20 protein-coding genes are annotated in these 18,624 nt (G+C 48.1%); 14 read left to right on the top strand and 6 right to left on the bottom strand.

Annotated features, from left to right (window positions below):
• Positions 1-46 precede the first annotated feature (46 nt).
• Complete coding sequence (locus VD907_03465; protein ID HYG83910.1) at positions 47-616, bottom strand: hypothetical protein; 570 nt, start codon at positions 614-616, stop codon at positions 47-49.
• Between the two features lie 302 nt (positions 617-918).
• Between VD907_03465 and VD907_03460 the strand changes: the two genes are divergently transcribed.
• The 8 genes from VD907_03460 to VD907_03425 all read left to right on the top strand — a co-directional run bounded on the left by VD907_03460 (position 919) and on the right by VD907_03425 (position 7,322).
• Entirely contained in the window at positions 919-1,599 is a 681-nt protein-coding gene (locus VD907_03460) for a helix-turn-helix domain-containing protein (protein ID HYG83909.1), read from the top strand.
• 74 nt (positions 1,600-1,673) lie between these two features.
• Positions 1,674-2,282: a dihydrofolate reductase family protein gene (locus VD907_03455; GenBank protein HYG83908.1), complete on the top strand. Its 609-nt coding sequence runs from the start codon at positions 1,674-1,676 to the stop codon at positions 2,280-2,282.
• A 29-nt stretch (positions 2,283-2,311) separates the two neighbouring features.
• Positions 2,312-3,727, top strand: coding sequence for an MFS transporter (locus VD907_03450; GenBank protein HYG83907.1), 1,416 nt, complete (start codon positions 2,312-2,314; stop codon positions 3,725-3,727).
• A 144-nt stretch (positions 3,728-3,871) separates the two neighbouring features.
• Positions 3,872-4,456, top strand: a complete 585-nt coding sequence (locus VD907_03445; protein HYG83906.1) for a dihydrofolate reductase family protein — start codon at positions 3,872-3,874, stop codon at positions 4,454-4,456.
• Positions 4,457-4,571: 115 nt separating this feature from the next.
• Entirely contained in the window at positions 4,572-5,180 is a 609-nt protein-coding gene (locus VD907_03440; protein ID HYG83905.1) for a hypothetical protein, read from the top strand.
• Positions 5,181-5,291: 111 nt separating this feature from the next.
• The gene (locus VD907_03435) at positions 5,292-5,975 is read left to right on the top strand and encodes a helix-turn-helix domain-containing protein (protein ID HYG83904.1); all 684 of its coding nucleotides are present in this window, start codon (positions 5,292-5,294) and stop codon (positions 5,973-5,975) included.
• A gap of 80 nt (positions 5,976-6,055) precedes the next feature.
• Entirely contained in the window at positions 6,056-6,652 is a 597-nt protein-coding gene (locus VD907_03430; GenBank protein ID HYG83903.1) for a dihydrofolate reductase family protein, read from the top strand.
• Between the two features lie 235 nt (positions 6,653-6,887).
• A complete protein-coding gene (locus VD907_03425) occupies positions 6,888-7,322 on the top strand; it encodes a hypothetical protein (GenBank protein HYG83902.1) in 435 nt (144 codons plus the stop codon).
• A 107-nt stretch (positions 7,323-7,429) separates the two neighbouring features.
• On the opposite strand, the gene VD907_03420 is transcribed toward VD907_03425, so the two are convergent.
• Positions 7,430-8,479, bottom strand: coding sequence for a hypothetical protein (locus VD907_03420; GenBank protein HYG83901.1), 1,050 nt, complete (start codon positions 8,477-8,479; stop codon positions 7,430-7,432).
• A 407-nt stretch (positions 8,480-8,886) separates the two neighbouring features.
• Here VD907_03420 and VD907_03415 point away from each other — a divergent pair, with 407 nt between their 5' ends.
• From VD907_03415 to VD907_03405, 3 genes are all read left to right on the top strand, one after another.
• On the top strand, positions 8,887-11,949 hold the full coding sequence (locus VD907_03415) for an amino acid adenylation domain-containing protein (GenBank protein HYG83900.1): 3,063 nt from the start codon (positions 8,887-8,889) through the stop codon (positions 11,947-11,949).
• Positions 11,950-12,093: 144 nt separating this feature from the next.
• Positions 12,094-12,483, top strand: a complete 390-nt coding sequence (locus VD907_03410; GenBank protein HYG83899.1) for a DUF5655 domain-containing protein — start codon at positions 12,094-12,096, stop codon at positions 12,481-12,483.
• 72 nt (positions 12,484-12,555) lie between these two features.
• Positions 12,556-13,233, top strand: coding sequence for a helix-turn-helix domain-containing protein (locus VD907_03405; GenBank protein HYG83898.1), 678 nt, complete (start codon positions 12,556-12,558; stop codon positions 13,231-13,233).
• A gap of 381 nt (positions 13,234-13,614) precedes the next feature.
• Here the strand turns inward: VD907_03405 and VD907_03400 are convergent, their stop codons facing one another.
• Entirely contained in the window at positions 13,615-13,965 is a 351-nt protein-coding gene (locus tag VD907_03400) for a helix-turn-helix domain-containing protein (GenBank protein ID HYG83897.1), read from the bottom strand.
• A 97-nt stretch (positions 13,966-14,062) separates the two neighbouring features.
• On the opposite strand from VD907_03400, the gene VD907_03395 reads away from it, so the two are divergent.
• Both VD907_03395 and VD907_03390 read left to right on the top strand, forming a co-directional pair.
• Complete coding sequence (locus tag VD907_03395) at positions 14,063-15,037, top strand: NADP-dependent oxidoreductase (GenBank protein ID HYG83896.1); 975 nt, start codon at positions 14,063-14,065, stop codon at positions 15,035-15,037.
• A 26-nt stretch (positions 15,038-15,063) separates the two neighbouring features.
• Positions 15,064-15,843: an SDR family oxidoreductase gene (locus VD907_03390; protein HYG83895.1), complete on the top strand. Its 780-nt coding sequence runs from the start codon at positions 15,064-15,066 to the stop codon at positions 15,841-15,843.
• 140 nt (positions 15,844-15,983) lie between these two features.
• Here the strand turns inward: VD907_03390 and VD907_03385 are convergent, their stop codons facing one another.
• On the bottom strand, positions 15,984-16,469 hold the full coding sequence (locus VD907_03385) for a hypothetical protein (protein HYG83894.1): 486 nt from the start codon (positions 16,467-16,469) through the stop codon (positions 15,984-15,986).
• A gap of 187 nt (positions 16,470-16,656) precedes the next feature.
• Positions 16,657-17,421 (bottom strand): SDR family oxidoreductase, encoded by a 765-nt coding sequence (locus VD907_03380; GenBank protein HYG83893.1) that lies wholly within the window; start codon positions 17,419-17,421, stop codon positions 16,657-16,659.
• Between the two features lie 86 nt (positions 17,422-17,507).
• Between VD907_03380 and VD907_03375 the strand changes: the two genes are divergently transcribed.
• Positions 17,508-18,077: a TetR/AcrR family transcriptional regulator gene (locus tag VD907_03375; GenBank protein ID HYG83892.1), complete on the top strand. Its 570-nt coding sequence runs from the start codon at positions 17,508-17,510 to the stop codon at positions 18,075-18,077.
• 44 nt (positions 18,078-18,121) lie between these two features.
• Here VD907_03375 and VD907_03370 read toward each other — a convergent pair whose 3' ends face one another.
• Positions 18,122-18,562 (bottom strand): helix-turn-helix domain-containing protein, encoded by a 441-nt coding sequence (locus tag VD907_03370; protein ID HYG83891.1) that lies wholly within the window; start codon positions 18,560-18,562, stop codon positions 18,122-18,124.
• Positions 18,563-18,624 lie beyond the last annotated feature (62 nt).

Here is an 18,624-nt window from a genome sequence, read left to right as displayed (position 1 = left end):
TCAACTAAATGTCCCCTGTTTGTTAAAATAATACTCACGCCGCGGCTTACTGAATTGGCAGCATGGCCGGAAAACCCGCTTGTAAGGAATAGCGCTGATACTCTTCTTCGGTTAAGGCACTACTTAAATCACCTACGTCACTATTAGCTAGCAACTTATCTTCAGCCGTCGTATGGGTGTGGGGAAGATTAAAAATGATATGTGCATTGTGGCGATCGCTTGGATTGCCGTATCCATGTACGAAACCTTTGGGAATTGACACGATTTCCTGTGGCGAGACAATGCGATTAACGATAACTTCAAACTCCACCCGACCATCCGGCGTGAATGTATAATCACCATCGTCATTTTTGTATGGACGGCCAAAAATAGCCCGTACTGGTGTTAGGGCGATTTGCGACTCACCGCCTTCAAGATGTAAGTGCGCTGACACGGCCTTAAGGGGCTGCATGCTAACCAGTAATATATCGATTTCTTGACCGGCAATTTCATATGATCCAAGCGGCGTCATGGCAATGCCAGCTTCATTGTATTGTGCACGCTCGATTGCCTCTGTGATACTAATAATCCTAAACCCATCATTTGTGCTATAGTGCGTCTTTTTTGCTGTCTCCATAATTTTCTACACTCGTGGTATACCTTTACTGCCTCTAATTCCTTAACTGGCATATTTAGCATAACTATTAAGTATGAAAAAAAGATTAAAATTATAAGGGTATGCGCTGACAAGCCAAAAGTAGGCGGAGAACTGTCATAAAGACAGTCGGATCGCTTAAGACGAAGATCGTCTAGATTCATATTTACTACAAGTAGCATACCGCATAGATTGACTTTGTCAGGCAATTGCGAAGCCAAATTGGCATTAGAAAAGCATAAACTGCATGAGGTCCTTGCACGGTTAAGCGATATACTATATATATGAACAGCACAACGCTTATTTGGAGGGAACGCACGACGGAGCTAGAGGCTATAGCTTCAGTCTGGACTTGCAATGCTTCCGAAATTACTTCACGCACTGTCCTTGCTGATCCGTGTATTTCTATTATCCTGGTAAAAAGTGCCGACAGCACCGAGGTGATACTAAGAGGCCCTGAAACCAAACCGCGCGGCGAAGTATTGCTCCCGGGCTACACCTGGACGGCGATTCGTCTGCAGCCGGGGGTAGTGTTAAGAAACTTTCCAGCCGAGCAGTTTACCGACAGCTTCTTGACGCTGCCAGCCGACAACGAGGCGCGATTTTTATTTGAAGGCATGTGGTTGCAATTTCCTGACTTTCGTCACGCCGAGCAGCTCGTAATGCAGATGCAAAATCTCGGCCTCATTAGTGGCAAGCCGTTGAGTAGTGAAAAAATTCCCCTGCAAGGCATGTCATCGAAAAGTTACTCTCGGTTAGTTAAGCGCACAACCGGACTTTCACCTTATAAGCTCCGTCAGCTGCAAAGGATCCACCAGGCACTGCAATTACTTAAGCAGGGCGTTCCTGCCGCAGCTGTCGCCGCCGATCTCGGCTTTGTCGATCAAGCCCATTTAGTTCGGGCGGCCAAGCAATTTTTAGGCCACACGCCAAAAGAGCTCCTACACTTGCCGCAAAGTCCTTAAAATTGTCCAGAATATCCAATATTTATAGCTCTCAACTCGGTATAGTACCATTGAAAGTTATAAAAAGGATATATATGCGAAAAATAGTAGTATTTACCATGCTGACCCTTGATGGAGTCATGCAGTCGCCCGGTGGACCAAAAGAAGACGATTCGAATGATTTTCAGTACGGTGGCTGGAGCCCGCCATTTGCCGACGGCGCTCTAGGTGAAATTATTGACAAAGAAGTGAGCGAGCCGTTTGATATGTTGCTGGGTGCCAAGACATACAGCGACATATTTGCACCAGGGTGGCCAAAGCAAACCGGCACCATTGCTGACGCTTTTAATAAAGCGACAAAATATGTAGTGTCTGATAAGCCGATAGAGCTTCCCTGGAAAGAATCGGTGCTGATCGATGGCGATGTGATTGCCAAGATAAAGGCGCTAAAGCAAGAAGACGGCCCGATGTTACAGGTGTGGGGCAGCGGTAACCTGATTCAAACATTGCTTGAGAATGATCTGATTGACGAGCTACGCCTCAGAACATTCCCGATAACTATCGGCACCGGTAAGCGTTTATTTGCCGAAGGAACGAAGCCGGCCACATTTGAATTAATAGAAACTGGCGCTTTGTCGAACGGCATTATTATTGCTAATTACCGGAGGGCCGGCGAACTTAAAACGGGAGCATTTAATTTTTAATAAAAGGTACTTTCAACTGGATAAGTTATATGAAACAAGTAATTGATAAATTAAAAGGCAAGAAACGCCGAATGTGGGCGATCCTTGGGTTGGTGCTACTGGCTGACGCCATCGACGTTATTGACGGAACGGTTACCAATATCGCGGCCCCCACTATCGCCGAAAGCCTTGGCGGTGGCGAGAGTCTGATTAAATGGGTGGGACCAGCTTATTTGCTCGCTATGGGTATCTTATTACTGATTAGTGGACGACTGGGCGATAAATATGGCCAGCGCCGGCTCTTTTTGATCGGCATGGGTGGGTTTACCGTTGCTTCAGCCATCATTGGCTTTGCAACCGACCCAACCTTACTTATTATCGCCCGCATCATTCAGGGAGCGTTTGGCGCACTGCTTATCCCGCAAGGTATGGCAATTATGACAAAAGTCTTTACGCCCGACATGCTAGCCAAGGCTTTTGGATTGTTTGGCCCAATTCTTGGTATCTCCGCGGTCGGTGGCCCGGTTTTGGCCGGGTTCATCATTAATGCCGACCTATTTGGCTTATCATGGCGTCCGATCTTTCTGATAAATATCATTTTGGGCATCATCGGACTAATCGTTGCGAGCAAGATTTTGCCACGCGATGACGCCGACCGCTCAACGGTTGTTGACGGCTGGGGTTCGGGCTTGCTGGCGGTGGGTATGTTTGGGCTGCTCTATGGTCTGATTGAGGGCCCGACGAACGGCTGGGAAATTGCATCGATTGCCTCAATTATTGTCGGTATTGCGTCTTTTATCGCCTTCGCCTTTCGTCAACGCACTGCGCCACATCCGCTTATTAAGGCGTCACTTTTAAAGAATCGCGGCTTTACCTCTGGCATGATTGTAGGCTTGATTGCCTTCGCTGTCAGCACTGGGTTGTTCTTTGTGCTGTCGCTATTCCTGCAAGAGGGGCTACACGCCAGCCCGCGCGACGCCTCGTTAGGGCTCGTGCCACTTACCGCCGGGCTTATCGTGGCCAGCTTTGCCGCCATGGGTGGCTTGGTTGCCAAGCTTGGCCGCAAGCTGGTGTTTATTGGGCTCGGCATCTCGCTGGTGGGCTGTAGCTTAGTATTAGCATTAGTGGCTTCCTTTGGTCTTAGTATCAATATTTGGGCTTTAGTGCCAGCCTTCTTTATCGTCGGCATTGGGACTGGCTTGTGCTTTACTACTATTCCTACCGTTGCCCTTGGCGATGCAAAGCCCGACGAAGCCGGCAGCGCCAGCGGCTCATTGACTTCAATTCAGCAGCTTTCATCAGCTATCGGTTCGGCCGCTGTTACGTCGGTCTTCTTCCAGGCGGCAGCCAGTGGGTTCGATTACGCAATGACAGTTACCTTGATTGTCGTTCTGGTGGCAACCGCCTTGAGCATCCCCTTCGTTTTCCTGATGCCTCGCAAGGCGCCGGCAGAGCCCGGGCAGTAACCGGTAAGCGTAGGGCGGTCAGCAACGAGGTCTAGGCTTTTACGATAAAGTTAGTTTAAGAAGATTGACGAGTCTATGCCGGCTTGGTAGTAACTCGATCTGCGATCTCCATTACAATAAGAAGAATTAAGAGGACAAAATATCATGCGCAAAATTATACTATTCATTCACAGCTCTTTTAACGGAGTGGTCACGGGCGATCCGGAAAAAGACAAAACTAACTTCGCTACTTGGGCAAAGAGTCGAGGAACGGGTTCGGATTATGTACTGCAAATTATGGAACCTGTCGATACTATCCTGCTTGGTCGCGGTACCTACGAAGATCTTGTTAGGAAATTTCCGCCCGCAAATGCTTCGCCGCTCGGTAAAAAAATAAACGCTACTCATAAAATAGTGGTTACTGGCGATCGTCCGCTAAAGGAGCTGGCTTGGGGCAAGTTTGCAGCCCCCGAGCAGTTGGTGGGCAACGATATTGAGAAGCAAATCAAAAAGCTAAAAGCGAGCGAGGGCGGCGATATTATCATCTTCGGTAGCCCGGTGTTGGTGCGGTCGTTGACTGATGCAAATCTTATCGACGAATACCATATTAAAGTGCACCCAATGATCGTTAACTATGGTGATCATCTATTCGACAACTTGAAAAAGAATAAAAGCTTGCAACTGTTAGATGCCCAAAAGCTAGAGGACAGCTGTCTTTTAGCGGTTTACGCACCGGCTAACACTCGTTAGTCTTGGGTAATGCTGCTCGCTTCGCTTGTGGGTTACGTAATTTCAAAAATACTTCCTGCCAGACTTCTCTGATACAATATAAATTAGAGATCGAATTGAAAAAAGGAGAACCTACATGGATCCACAGCAGCAACCAACCAATAATGTGCAACCAAATAACTCTCAAGCGCCACAGACACCTGGCGAACCGTCAAAAAATAAGAAAACTATGCTTATTGTTGTCGTTATTGCGGCAATAGTTATCTTGGGCGTGATCGTATTTGCCCTGATGAATCAGAACAAAGGTACCGATACCGGCAATCGTGATCCAAGGCCAACTCCGACCAATAATGATAATAACAACACCCCTGATACGGGTAAGTATCAAAAGTATTCTGTCACCGATAAACCAAGTGGCGTCGCTTTTTCAGTTTCATTCTATAAAGACGCCAAAGTCGAAGAAAAGAATGGTCACACCTACCTCAATCATGGCGAAGTTGGCTCAATGCATAGTGTTTATTTGGGCGCTGCCAGCGGTGACAAGATTGACTGTGGTGATAGCCCAACAACGACCATGCAGCTTGGTGGTGAGTCAACAACCGTTTGCTATGCCGAAGACAATACGCGCTACGCTGGATACGCTAAAACAACGAACGGCACAGTTCAATTAAACTTGGCAGGGCAAAAAGCAATTAGCATGGAGGACGCCAAGGCTATCATGGAGAGTGTAACGTTTAATCAGTAATGCGCGTGCAAGTCTTGTTTTATCGAGATTGACAAAACAGAATTTACGAGCTTTCGGAGGACGGCTGCCCGAATCCTGGACTATTACGTATATTAATGTTATAATATACAAATGAAAGATACAAGCCTGATTTGGCGAGAACGAGCTTCAAACTCAGACTTTATAGCGTCGGTTTGGACATGCACTACCACTGCGGCAACATCGCGAGCAGTGATTCCAGACCCCTGTATAACGTTAACGCTCGTTAAAGAAAACGGCAGTACCAGGGTTATTTTAAGAGGTCCCGAGACTAAACCACGCAAAGAATCACTGGCGGCGGATTATTCGTGCATGGCTATCCGCTTGCAGCCGGGCGTGCGCTTAAAAGGTTTCTCGGCCCGCAAATTCATCAACCGTTCGATGTCTATATGGTCTAATCATACGGCGCAATTTTGGTTCAATGAAACCTACTGGCAATTCCCCGACTTTGATAATGCAGAGGCGCTCATTGATCAGTTTTTTGCGGCTGGTTACCTACAGGAAAGTCCCTTTAACGATAAATTTAAGCAGATAACCAGTACGCTATCGCCTCGAGCCTACTCTCGATTGGTTAAGCGGACAACCGGCCTCTCGGCCTATCGACTTTATCAGTTGAATCGTATGCATCGGGCACTGCGGCTATTAAAAGATGGTCAATCAGCTACGGAAACTGCTGTGGAGCTGGATTTTGTTGATCAAGCGCACTTTGTCCATGCATCAAAACGACTTTTAGGGTACACTCCTAAACAACTGGCTCACTTACCGCAACTTCCGTGAACGAGGGTGTCAAAATATACAATATTTACACGTCCGGGTATGGTACAGTGGGCTTATAAATATAAGTAAGCAGGAACAGTATGCGTAAAATTAGTCTATTTATTCACAGTACTTTTAATGGTGTGGTGACCGGCGACCCACGCGAAGACAAGACCAACTTCATGGCTTGGACAACTAACAATAGCCTAGAAGTGGGCTCTGACGCTTTGCTCGAAGCTATGGAAAACGTCGACACGATTCTGTTGGGCCGAGGCACCTACGAAGACTTATCAAGGAAATGGCCGATAATGCCCGCCATCAGCGATATACCTTTAGGTAAAAAAATAAACAGTGCACACAAGATAGTTGTTACTGGCGATCGCCCGCTTGACGAGCTGAAGTGGGGCGATTACGAGACTCCCGAGCAGCTGACTGGTGACAATGTTGTAAACCAGATTAAAGACTTAAAGATGACCGACGGTGGCGACATTATCATCTTTGGTAGCCCTGTTCTGGTGCGATCCCTTACCGAAGCTGATCTGATTGATAAATATATCATCCAAGTGCACACGGTTGTAACGAACGATGGCGAACGCTTATTCGACACGCTTTCGGAGCAAAAAGATTTCCGACTAATAGAAGCAAAGGCGCTAGATGATACTTCGCTGCTCGTGACCTTCGAGCCTGTAAAAGCCTAGCTACGGCCGGCCAGCTATTCTAGCAAATAGGAGCGTCAATTAGACGCTCCTATTTTAGTGCATTTCTAAAGAGATATTTGAAAGTAGATCAGTTCTTCGCTGCTCGTTTATTAGCCAGTTGAATTTCGGCCCGGCAAGACGCTATCGAGGATGAGATAATAACCGGTGCTTCAAATTGCGTAGACTGTTGTGTTACGATAGTTATCGTATCTCCCTACTATGATCTGGAGCGATAATGCCTGAGTATAATCCATATTTCACTAGGCTTGAAACTTGTCCTAGCAGTGAGCAGTATGTTGATAAAGGGGAAGTTCGTCATAGACTAAAGCCTGGAAAAGGTAAACTCTTGAAGCAACTCGTAAAAGGCGCGCGGTATCAGCTTTTCTGTTGTCGACCAGTAAATTTTTATGATCCAGCGGCAGGATTTCACCACGTTGACTCGACCTTTATCTTTAGGGGTTTTATAAGCGCTCAGAACGACATGGGTCAGTCTCTGACAGTGGTTATCATGGATGTCGGTGATCATGAAGTGGGAGTTGAAGCCCATGTGCTTGGTTTAGCACCTTTTGATGGATGGGGCGAAGATGTGTTCTATGATTCATTGGGGATCGATTGGGCAAAATACCTAGGGAAGTGGAATCACTTTTCCTGCGTGATTTCAGCACCCTAGGCATTTACACATGCGCCCAACTGACTAAATCGGTTGGGTGCACTTTTTTATTTCTGTTTGCACCAGCTCTCCACAATTTAGTGTAATTCCCTACAACAATCTATTTGCTAGATAACTCTAGGGAACTGCCGGTGGCAAAGGCTGTGGTCCGAAGACGCACAAAATCCTTCGCCGACCGGCTGCCCTGACAAATCCTTAGCTGATACTACCAACCGGAGGCGCCGACCAGCTGTCGTCCGGGTGCAGGTAGAGCACCGTGGTTGCGGTGGTGCCGTCAACACAGCCAGTACAAAGTGCCGGTCGATGACGAGCGGCGCTGGCGGCAAGCCGCGAGCGACAACGCCGGCGAAAGCCGCTTCCAGCCGTGCGCCACGCTCGTTCATGTAGAACTTAACGTGCTGACGACACGAGGCCAAGATGTTCGATGTGCCATCGGGCGGGTTGATGCGCAGGCCATCAAGCCAGTTCAGCTCGGCAACCTGGTCGAAGGTGATCATCGGAATGATGGCGCCGCTGAAGCCGTAATCGGTGCGCGCACGTGCCGCCAGCATCTGACGAGCCATCTGGAGCAAATGAGCACCGTCTCGCGGGCCTTCCATCTCTTCTGGCAGCATCGCCAAATAGATGGTCTCGTGGCCCTTCGTGGCGATGGCGATGCGCCGCGAGAATACGCCGTGCTGGAGCGACTGAACCTGTGCGGCATCCCCTTCGAGCTTGAAGCCCGGATAGGACTTGCCATCCGCGTCGCGGTAAATGGAGGTCGGCGTGCCGGCCGCTGTCCATTCCATGGCCTTCTTGACGATCGAGCAGATGCCCAGGTCGTTCGGGTCGAACTGCGTGAACAGCGGGTCGAAGCCGTTGCTAACCAAGAAGTTGTTGAGCACTTCCCAGTCGTGACTAGTCATCGAAGTCAGATCGCGGAGCTGCGGGATCTCAGCGTAGTGCTTCACGATCCAGTCGACGAACTCCTGCTGTGCCTCGTTGATGCCAATCAAGTTGAGATTCTCGAGTGAGCCGAAGCCAGAAACACGAGCAAACTCCAGTAGCGCTCGGGCCGCCGGGCCGTTGGCAAAAGCGAGACTGCCAGTGAGCTGCGGCAGCTCGATCTTGGAGCCGCCGGGGGCACTCGGGGCAAGGTCACGCTGCGTGTCAGGCATGGTAATCCTTCCGTTTCACGAACAGTCAGCTACCAGAAGCCACTCACCTGCTGCTAAGAGATGAATAGCTCCCGGTGACTTGTCAAGGAACTTATCTACTCTACAATAAAAAACCGCAAAAAGCAATTAAGAAGTAAAGTTTTTGTCCTCGATACTATGGCTGAAATAATCCGATCAAGTTACGCGCAAAACTTCCTAGTGGACAAGTTTGGTGAGCACTTTCAATCTTATTCCCGGCGGACGAAGGTATTCGCTTTGCGGCATTAGGTAACCCAGTAGCATATTGCGCCTCCATGCCTTTAAAGTTCAGGTATTGCATAGTAGCGGCAGGTGGCACAATGTCGATTTAAGCAAAGTTTAAACAAAGCAGCGTATACTTAAAATGATAATTGAAATTCGGGGGTGGGATGACACAGAAACAGACTGTTGTAGAGGTGTTTGGCGCGCAAGTGCGCAATAATCCGGACGCACAAGCGCTAATTCAAGATGGCCGCGTGATGACCTACAGAGAACTCGACGCGGCTAGTAACCGCTTGGCGAATTATCTGGTGCGGCAAGGCGTAAAAAAGGGTGACCTGGTGGCGTTTACACTTGATCGATCGATAGAGTTAGCAGTCACCATCCTGGCTATTATAAAAACCGGTGCCGCTTATGTGCCGGTCGATCGGCGCCTCCCGGCTGAACGATACACCTTTATTATTGAAGATACAAAAACACGACTGCTCATTACCACTTCCCTGCTCACCGAAACTCTACCGAAGCTATCAATTAAGACAATCAAGCTTGACGCTGAAGCTACTCTTATTAATGCGCTTCCCGATACGACGCCTAAGGTGCATCTTTCTGGTGATGACCCGCTGTATGTGATTTATACTTCCGGATCAACCGGCACGCCTAAGGGTGTGGTGATTCCCCATCGCGGCATTACGCGCATTGCTAAGCATCTGCCGAAATACGTTGATTTTAAGCGGCCGCAAACTTTGCTGTTGCAAGCCCAGACGTCGTTCGATCTTTCGGTGTATGAACTGTGGACGGCGCTGTTGAATGGTGCGCGCTTGGCAATTCACAGCGATGATACCACGCCAGCAAGTATCAGTCAGGCAATAAAACGCTATGGCGTTACTGTTCTTACTTTAACCACCAGCTTGTATCACATTATGATCGAAGAACATTTAGATGACCTGCGTAATGTAGAATGCATCTACACTGGCGGCGACGTAATGCTGCCAGCCCTTACGCAGCGGGCCAGTGCCCGCTTAAAGGCGACGATAATTAACGCTTACGGTCCAACCGAAAATTCAATTATGGCGACCTCTTATAGTATTCGACCAGGCGCAAAACTGACTGGGAACGTACCGATAGGTCGCGCAGTCCCAGAAACGACGTTATACATTCTTGATAAAAACCTGCGAGAAGTCCCCGAAGGCAGCCCGGGCGAGCTTGTTGTTGGTGGCCAGGGCGTTGGGCTCGGCTATCTTAATCGACCAGAGTTAACGAAGGAAAAATTTATTGTTAATCCGGTCACGGGCGATCCAAACGATATTGTATATCAGACTGGCGATTTGGTGCAGCTGAACCACCAGGGTGAGGTGGAATTTTTGGGTCGAATAGACCAGCAGGTCAAGATCCGCGGCTTTCGTATCGAACTGGGTGAGATTGAGAATACTATTCTTAAACACCAGAACGTTAAGGCCTGTGCGGTGGTGGTGCAAGAGCCAACCGCTGGAGACAAGCGGGTCGTCGCCTTTGTGGTGCCGCGCGCAGGTAGAGCGTTTCGCGCAGATTCCCTGAGGCACTACCTTGCCAAAAAGTTGCCCGACTACATGCAGCCGGCGCACATCATGGCGCTCGAGTCGTTGCCACATAACACAAATGGCAAAGTCGACAAGAAAGCTTTGCTGCAGCTACAAACTTTCGAACGGACACTCAGTGCGCCGTATGTGGCACCACAAAATGACCAAGAGCGGCAATTAGTTGAAGTCTGGCAAGCACTTTTGCGCGTGCAGCCAATCGGCATAGAGGATGATTTCTTTGCGCTTGGCGGCAACTCGCTATTAGCGGCCCGTCTAACAGTTGATATGCAGCGGCTGCTTAAGACAGAACTGACGGCCGGGATTTTATATGAACAGCCAACCATCGCACGGTTACTAGCTAGCCTCAAGCAGCAACGAACACTGCGCCTACCAGAAGAAGTAGCGCTTGCCGATGACATCCGGCCAAAAGAGGTATTTAATCCAAATGCATACAGGCAATCAGCAGTACTGTTAACTGGCGCGACCGGGTTTTTGGGTGCGTTTTTGATCCGGGAGTTAATTGCAGCTTCACCGCAAATAACCATTTACTGTTTAGTGCGCGCTGCAAACCAGCGTGAGGGCATGAAGCGTATCCGAAGCAACCTCGAGAAATACGGCATATGGAATAATGACTACGCCAAGCACCTAAAGCCGGTCGCGGGTTCGCTTGAGCGGCCACATCTTGGGTTGTCGCGGCAATCCTACGAGAAATTAGCGGGAGCTGTAGACACGGTGTACCATAACGGCGCTAAGGTAAATTACATACAATCGTACGAGCTTCATAAGCCGGCTAACGTTATTGGCACCCAAAACATCCTCGAATTTGCCGGTCATGGCCGTACGAAGCCGGTTCATTATTTATCGACCGCGGCGGTTTTTGGGCCAATCGGCTTTTTAGAGGAAATTACTACTATTTACGAAGCCGACGACCTTGATCGCAGTGAAGCAGCCGTTAGCAAAGACATTGGGTATATCCAAAGTAAATGGGTAGCAGAGAAAATTTTGCGGATCGCTCAGCGGCGTGGCATGCTCATCACTGTACATCGCCCCGGTTTTATTATGGGCGACAGCATTAGCGGCGTTAACAACACCGACGATTACGTGGCCCGGCTCGTAAAAGGCTGCATTCAACTTGGTGTTTATCCAAACTTGCCCAGACAGCGCAAAGAATTTGTGCCGGTCGATTATGTGGCGCGGGCAATTGTTGCTGTCTGTCGAGATTCACGCAATTTTAATAAGGCGTATCATATTGTTCCGCCACATCAAGAAAGCACCGGCTTGAATGAATTCTTTGGTGCAATACGGGCTACATTTGGCTACCAGCTCGAGGAGCTGCCGTACAGTGTCTGGGCGGAACGCGTGACGCAGTACAAGGGTCACGATAATGCTTTGGCGCCATTCTTGCCGCTGTTGACTGAAAAAATTTACAAGAGCCGTACGCTGTGGGAATTGTACGAGAATATGAGTATATACGACTCGTCGAATTTGCAAGAAGCGCTAAAAGATTCAGGCATTACCTATCCACCATTCGATGAACAGTTACTTCGTACCTATTTTGCGTATATGGTCGATGTCGGCTTTTTGCCGCAGCCACCTACCCTGCAGCAGGCGATCGACAACACCATGCAGGAAGACCGCATTATTACGGCGCTACAGCCTGAAGGAGCCGTCAAGTAACGGGGCGCTCGGTAGACGCTTGTGCGCTTCTTTTCATGCTTGTTCGATTTTTTCGGCAAAAAGGTTTACGCACCGGTGGATATGTGCATCGTCTGTTGCAGGGGAAAGCTAAGCCAATTGGCTTAAATATTCTATAATAAAACTATGGAAGGAAACTGGACAATCGATACACTATTTGGTCAGCAACCGACTAACTTAAAGCTTTTCAATTATATTAAACGCCAGATTGAGGCTTGCGGTGACGTAAAGCTGGCTGTTACGAAAACTCAGGCGTCATTTGGTGTAAAAAGAAAATTTGCTTGGGTATGGGCAACGCCGGCAACAAAAAAACAACCAGAGGGCACGCTCATGCTGACGCTCGATATGCTCGAAAAGGAGACCGACAATCGTAACCTGATACGCGAGATTATAAAATACCGGGATGACAAATGGACTCACCAAATACCTATACAGGGCATTGAGACAATCGATACTATAGCTCAACTGGGATGGTTTGAGGAAGCGTATAAGTTTGGGTTGGGTACCAATACCTAGGCGTACTTTGCGGTGTAATCCCCTAATAGCTTTAGGCTAAGAGTTATTTTTGTCTTATAATAAGCTCAACACATGTCACAAATCCACAAAAGTCGCGCATCTATAAGCCCCTACATCGATACTATCTGGAAAACACAGAACATTAGTGATGGAGTATACCTTGCAACTCCCGATGGCTCCTGGGATTTAATTGTTCTCATTCATAAATCAGGGGCACGACAAATGCTCCTAGCGGGACAAGCCACAAAACCGCAGTATGTCCCGTATCAAGCCGGCACTGGGTCGGTGGTTATCTCGTTTGCGTCAGGGGCCTATATGCCGTTCCATCCGGCCGATACGCTAACCGATAGTGCTGAAATGCTCCCGAATTTAGATGATGATCATTTTATGCTTGCTGGGCACGCCTTTGAGTTCCCGACCTTCGAGAATGCTGAGCAGCTTGTCGATAAGACGGTTGCACTGAAAATTTTAAAAAACGATGCCGTTGTTGAGGGCGAGCTGCGCGGTGCACCGAAGGCGATGTCTGAACGCGCAAAGCAGCGCCATTTTTCGCGCACTACCGGACTAACAAAAAAGTATCTCAATCAAATTAAGCAAGCCCAGCGGGCAATCATCTTGCTGCAACAAGGCAAACGCCCTATTGATGCAGCGATCGAAGCTGGTTACACCGATCAGCCGCACCTTGCTAAGTCCCTAAAAAAGATAATGAACTCTAGGCCATCAAATATCGATGAAATACATAAACTGTAATGTTCTTGAACCGTCGTCTTACCAAGTCAAATAAGCACATTCGCCAACAATAACTAAAGAGAAACCATGACGACAATTTCACCTAAAATCGGCGCAGCCACCTCAAGCAAGCCATGATGCCAAACGAAGCAAAGAAATTACTATGATATCGCCGCTAAAAGATTACAAAGCCAATGCATCGACGAGCCAAAATTTGACACTGCTCATGAAGTGGTGTGTTGGATGGGCGCGGTGCAGGCGCAAGATTATGGCCAGGCTTTGTTGGGCTTCCCTCTCGGCAGGACCTGTCTTACTATAGAATCAGAATCCGCCCCTAGTTTTAAAGAAGTGAAATTCTATCCTATAAAAAGCCATCGAGCCAAACCTCTCAGGAGCTATGAACTACGAGACGGTAATCGAAGAAAAACGCGTCTGCGAGGATACCCATTCAGAAAGAGGACACAAAGCTTCCAAAAGCGATGCCCCAAGTGGTGTAATTGAATATTCCACTTTAGGTGGCAGCGATTTAAAATCACGTCGCAAAATCAGACCATCCTGCTCCATTTCCCGCAGCTGCTTAATAAGGATTCGCTCACTAACACCTAATAGGTCGCGCTTTAATTCGCCGAAACGATGCGGGTTCTCTTCCAGTAGCTGTAAAATCGCTCCTTTCCATTTCCCCCCAATCAGCTGGAGGGCGACTCCTAGGCCACAATTGTAGCCGTCTATTACTTCTTTGCATTCTTGTTCCATATACATACATTAATGTAAGTACTTGCTATTTTGCAAGCATTTATATTATTGTCGGTATAGCAAGATTGATAGCATAATAAACATGAAAAGAGATTCTATGGCCACGCAACTACCTAAAGCAATGCAAGCCGCTGTTATTAACGAATTTGGAGGGCCGGATGTTATTCATCTACAAACGCTGCCCGTTCCGCAAATCGCTGCCGACGAAGTGCTAATAAAGGTCAAAGCTGCCGGGGTGGCCGCCTGGGACGCACTGGAACGCGAAGGAAAATACGACGAGGCATTTGGCATGCCGACGGTCTTTCCCTATGCGCTTGGCTGGGATGGAGCCGGCGAAATTGCGGCGGTAGGTGCAAACGTGCAGGGCTTCAAGGAGGGCGACAAGGTATATTCTGCCTCCATGCCGCTCCCGCGTGGAGGGTTTTATGCAGAATATAAAGCAGTTGCCGCCGAACACGTGGCCCACATCCCGCAAAAAATAACCATGGAACAAGCGGCGGCCATGCCCTGGTGTGCTTTAACAGCGCTCAGCGGACTCGACCGACTGAGCTTAAAGCAAGGCGAAACACTTATGATTCTCGGCGCAAGTGGCGGCATCGGACACATTGCTGTTCAGCTTGCTAAAAGAATGGGCGTGAAGGTATTTGCCGTCGCTTCGGGTGCGGATGGCGTGGCACTTGCTACCCAGCTTGGTGCCGATATGGCAATCGATGGCCTAAATGACGATATTGTAGCAGCGGCGCAGCAATTTACCCCTGGAGGCGTTGATGCTGCGCTGGCACTGTTTGGCGGAAAAACAACCAACGTGGCGCTAGAAGCAGTTCGTAGTGGCGGGCGTGTGGCGCGCCCGGATGCCGAGTGGCCTGATCCGTATGTAAAACAAGGCGTAGAGCTTCTAAAGTACAATGGCGACACGACCCGGCGGGCAACCGACAGGCTAAACACACTTATAGAATCCGGACCGTTTACAGTTCATATTGATAAAGCCTTTCCGTTTGAACAGGTGGTGGCTGCCCACGAGGCACTCGACGCTCATTTCATAGGGAAGATCGTGTTAACAATTACAAACTAACCAAGTTATTACATAAGGAGCTAAAGATGTACAAAGAAAAGAAGGCAGTGGTTATTGGCGGCACGAGCGGCATGGGCTATGCAGTGGTAGAAAAATTAGTAAACGGCGGTGCGGAAGTTATTTTAACCGGACTGAATGAGGCAAAACTTCAAGAAGCAGCTGCAAAATCTAACGCAACCGCACTTCGCTCGGATGTCACAAAACCTGAAGAAATCAGTCGACTTTACGATGCCGTGAAGCAAAAATTTGGAACGTTTGACTACCTGTTTATCAATACGGGTATCTGTGAAATCGAAACCCTAAGAGAGATTACCGAAGACTCTTACGATCGGCATTTTGCCATCAATACAAAGGGCCCCCTCTTCACTATCCAAAAACTCGAGCCACTCATGAATGACGGCGGTGCAATTGTATTCACGAGCTCAATTGCCGATAGCATGGGTATTCCGGGCGGGCTTGTTTATTCTGCTACCAAGGCGGCGCTTGTGTCATTCACTAAAGTGCTCGCCGCTGAATTGGCGCCCCGACAGATTCGGGTGAATGCAATTAGCGTAGGGTTTGCGAATACTCCAACAATGGGCATGAACAACCTCAACGATGCCGAACGAAAAGCCTTCGCCGACGACGGTGCGGCGGTTACGCCCTTAGGGCGTCTCGCATCGGTTGAAGAATTTGCAGCCACGGCAGTATTCTTAGCGCACGAAGCGACTATGATAACCGGAGTGAATCTTCCGCTTGATGGGGGCATTGAGCTAGGCGTATTTGCTCAGCCTAGCCAAAGTGGCCTCGTGGCAGCTGCTTTATAGCAGGTAGTTTCAAAGGCCGATATATGATGTTGAGAAGTGCGTACTCCTTTTGACTCAGCTGTGCTCGGCGCTCGGTCGCAGATTGACCTATGTCAAATAGACGCCGCTACACGCGAGACCAAAAACTTATTTATGCCAAACTAATCATTCTGAAGAATATTTAGGACACCGGCCTTGTCTTTGTCGAAGATAAGAATACCGGTACTAAAAACATACTTTTTGTGGTCACCGAGATTGACTTCATACAATACGCGACTGTCGTTATCAAAGAAACGTAAGAAGGTCTCCCATATTGCCCCGGCTTCTTCAGGGGGCATGCGGTAGTCTCGATAGCCGAAGGCGGGGCCACCCATAAGATTGCTCACAATTTTCTTTGCTGCCCAACTTTCAGTTATGGTTTCCCAGAATGGCCCGTCATCGTTTGCTGTTTCAGGATCAAGTCGAATCGGCCAGATTTGAGTGTCGAAGGCTTCCGATGTAAGATCGGCAATCTCATCATTTGACTTTCCAGTGGCACGTAAGTCTGCGATAGAGGCAAACGCAATGATGTTATCATGATAAGCGCTAACACGTTTTCGAAAATCTTCGTAGTGTTCATCTTTGAGAAAAGTGGGAGTGTATTTCATTATGAATTAATCATATAAGAAGATGCAGGTTAAGCAAAGAGACTGCCTGAACGGTTAGGGCAATGGAGGGCTGGTGGATTGAGAAATAACCGCAGAAGTATAACTTATTACGTCGTATGATCGCAGGTCACATAATATGAATAGGCTCACGTTGACGTGAGCCTATTCAGTACATAGGGGGTCTTAGTTAGTCTACGGTTGCTCCACCAGTTACATTAACAACTGTTGCGGTCATAGAACGGGCATTGTCAGAAGCCAAGAACGCTGCGGTTTCGGCAACCTCAGAGAGTGTTGGCAAACGCTTGAGCATGGTTCCTTGAGCCATAACGCCCATGAATTCATCGTTAAACATTTCTTTCGTGTATGAGCCCGCAGCTGGAGCGTCGATCATGGCGTGTGGCCGTATACCAACGACGCGGATATTCTTTGGTCCCAGCTCCGCCGCAAGAATGCGCGTAAAGGTTTCTTTACCCGCGCTCGATACGGCATGCCCCAGGATGCCCCCAATAGCCAATTTTGCCCCGGGCTCAGACATATTAATGATTACGCCTTGACGCTCGCCACCCATGTGCTGGGCCACGGCTTTGCTGGTATTAAACTGCGCCTTAAGGAAGCCATCCACCGGGCGGATAAACTCTTCCCAAGAAAGATCAGCGAGTTGTGTTCCCTGATCATGCCGAACACTCACGGCATTGAAGGAAATATCAATTCTGCCAGCTTGTGTTGCAATTGTTTCAGCATGCATTTTAACCGCTTGTTGGTCAAAGACATCAACTACGGCTGTTTCTGCTTTCCCGCCAGAAGCAGTAATTTCGGCCGCTACTGTATCTAATTTTTCTTGTGCGCGATCGGCAAGAAAGACATAAGCGCCTTCTCTTGCGAATACTTTTGCCGCAGTACTACCGAGTGCGCCACCGGCTCCATAAATAACTGCAATTTTGTCTTGTAGCATTAGATTCTCCTTGCTTTAACAGGTGTTACAGTACAATAGTACACCGATCTGTTTACTTTTGCAAGGATTTTTGATATAGTGATGGCATGAACAAGACTATGAGTAAAAAACCAAAGGACAGAATCGTTAGCACGGCCGCCAAGCTCTTTTCTAGTCACGGCATTCATACTACCGGTGTTGATAAGGTTAGTGCGGAAGCAGATGTCTCTAAACGCACGCTTTATAAGCACTTTCCTTCTAAAGAAGCACTCGTATCGGCAGCAGTTACAGAAATAGGCCAAGCCTGGTTCGCAGCATGTACATCGTCGGATGCCAACGACCCTGCCGAACGGATTAAGCACGTCTTTACCATGGTTGAGCCAATGGCCGAAGTAGAAGATTTTTATGGTTGTATTATGATGAATACTAGTATCGAGCTACGTGGTTCTGATGATCTCGGCGTGAAAGTTGCGCGAGAATTCAAAACTAAACTCTATAATTATTTCGAAGAGCAAGCTACACTGTTTAACGCAAAAGAGCCCGCTGTACTTGCTGAACAGTTAGTACTGCTATATGACGGCATCAGCGCCTGGATTGTTATGCGCCGAAAATTCCCAGCATCCGCGTTTCAGACACTCAACTTGCTGCTGCTACACAGCAACCCATTACTGAAATAATCATAACGCGGCATGCGAGCCTATTCACTCACAAACGAGCACAATTAACCCTGACTTTTGAGTGTAAATATTTCTTTACTCAGGACGCCCGCCATTATATCTCGTATGAGCTGTTCGCGATCATTAGTGATCCGGTCAAGGATACTACTCGGTACGTCGACATCGTTTTTGCCATAAATGGCACTCCACTTCACCAGTTCAAGAAGCATAGGTAGAAGATCCAGTGTTTTCTGGGTGGCACTATACGAATCTTTGCGTTTATCGGTGGGGTGAGGTGATTTCGTGATCAATCCGTTGGCTTCGAGTGTTTGTAAACGGCTCGCGAGAATATTTGTCGCAATCTTTTCGTCTGACTTTAGAAATTCACCATACGTTTTCTTGCCGTAAAACAAAATATCACGCAAAACCAAAAGTGACCATTTATCGCCAAAGGCTTCAATGCCATAGTTTATGGGGCAGTCTGATCTGAGTGTCTTTTTAGTCATAACTACAATATAGCATAAAATACTTGCATTTTACAAGTGATATACGATATACTGCCTTCAGC

This window comes from Verrucomicrobiia bacterium (assembly GCA_035629335.1).
Classification (GTDB): Bacteria; Patescibacteriota; Saccharimonadia; order Saccharimonadales; family Saccharimonadaceae; genus DASUUR01.
Note: the sequence above shows the minus strand (reverse complement) of the source record. Positions and strands in the feature narration are given on the sequence as shown.

Bases quoted from the DNA above. Each gene is read 5' to 3' on its own strand.
- VD907_03465 (HYG83910.1), bottom strand. From the start codon at position 616: ATGGAGACAGCAAAAAAGACGCACTATAGCACAAATGATGGGTTTAGG.
- VD907_03460 (HYG83909.1), top strand. From the start codon at position 919: ATGAACAGCACAACGCTTATTTGGAGGGAACGCACGACGGAGCTAGAG.
- VD907_03455 (HYG83908.1), top strand. From the start codon at position 1,674: ATGCGAAAAATAGTAGTATTTACCATGCTGACCCTTGATGGAGTCATG.
- VD907_03450 (HYG83907.1), top strand. From the start codon at position 2,312: ATGAAACAAGTAATTGATAAATTAAAAGGCAAGAAACGCCGAATGTGG.
- VD907_03445 (HYG83906.1), top strand. From the start codon at position 3,872: ATGCGCAAAATTATACTATTCATTCACAGCTCTTTTAACGGAGTGGTC.
- VD907_03440 (HYG83905.1), top strand. From the start codon at position 4,572: ATGGATCCACAGCAGCAACCAACCAATAATGTGCAACCAAATAACTCT.
- VD907_03435 (HYG83904.1), top strand. From the start codon at position 5,292: ATGAAAGATACAAGCCTGATTTGGCGAGAACGAGCTTCAAACTCAGAC.
- VD907_03430 (HYG83903.1), top strand. From the start codon at position 6,056: ATGCGTAAAATTAGTCTATTTATTCACAGTACTTTTAATGGTGTGGTG.
- VD907_03425 (HYG83902.1), top strand. From the start codon at position 6,888: ATGCCTGAGTATAATCCATATTTCACTAGGCTTGAAACTTGTCCTAGC.
- VD907_03420 (HYG83901.1), bottom strand. From the start codon at position 8,479: ATGCCTGACACGCAGCGTGACCTTGCCCCGAGTGCCCCCGGCGGCTCC.
- VD907_03415 (HYG83900.1), top strand. From the start codon at position 8,887: ATGACACAGAAACAGACTGTTGTAGAGGTGTTTGGCGCGCAAGTGCGC.
- VD907_03410 (HYG83899.1), top strand. From the start codon at position 12,094: ATGGAAGGAAACTGGACAATCGATACACTATTTGGTCAGCAACCGACT.
- VD907_03405 (HYG83898.1), top strand. From the start codon at position 12,556: ATGTCACAAATCCACAAAAGTCGCGCATCTATAAGCCCCTACATCGAT.
- VD907_03400 (HYG83897.1), bottom strand. From the start codon at position 13,965: ATGGAACAAGAATGCAAAGAAGTAATAGACGGCTACAATTGTGGCCTA.
- VD907_03395 (HYG83896.1), top strand. From the start codon at position 14,063: ATGGCCACGCAACTACCTAAAGCAATGCAAGCCGCTGTTATTAACGAA.
- VD907_03390 (HYG83895.1), top strand. From the start codon at position 15,064: ATGTACAAAGAAAAGAAGGCAGTGGTTATTGGCGGCACGAGCGGCATG.
- VD907_03385 (HYG83894.1), bottom strand. From the start codon at position 16,469: ATGAAATACACTCCCACTTTTCTCAAAGATGAACACTACGAAGATTTT.
- VD907_03380 (HYG83893.1), bottom strand. From the start codon at position 17,421: ATGCTACAAGACAAAATTGCAGTTATTTATGGAGCCGGTGGCGCACTC.
- VD907_03375 (HYG83892.1), top strand. From the start codon at position 17,508: ATGAACAAGACTATGAGTAAAAAACCAAAGGACAGAATCGTTAGCACG.
- VD907_03370 (HYG83891.1), bottom strand. From the start codon at position 18,562: ATGACTAAAAAGACACTCAGATCAGACTGCCCCATAAACTATGGCATT.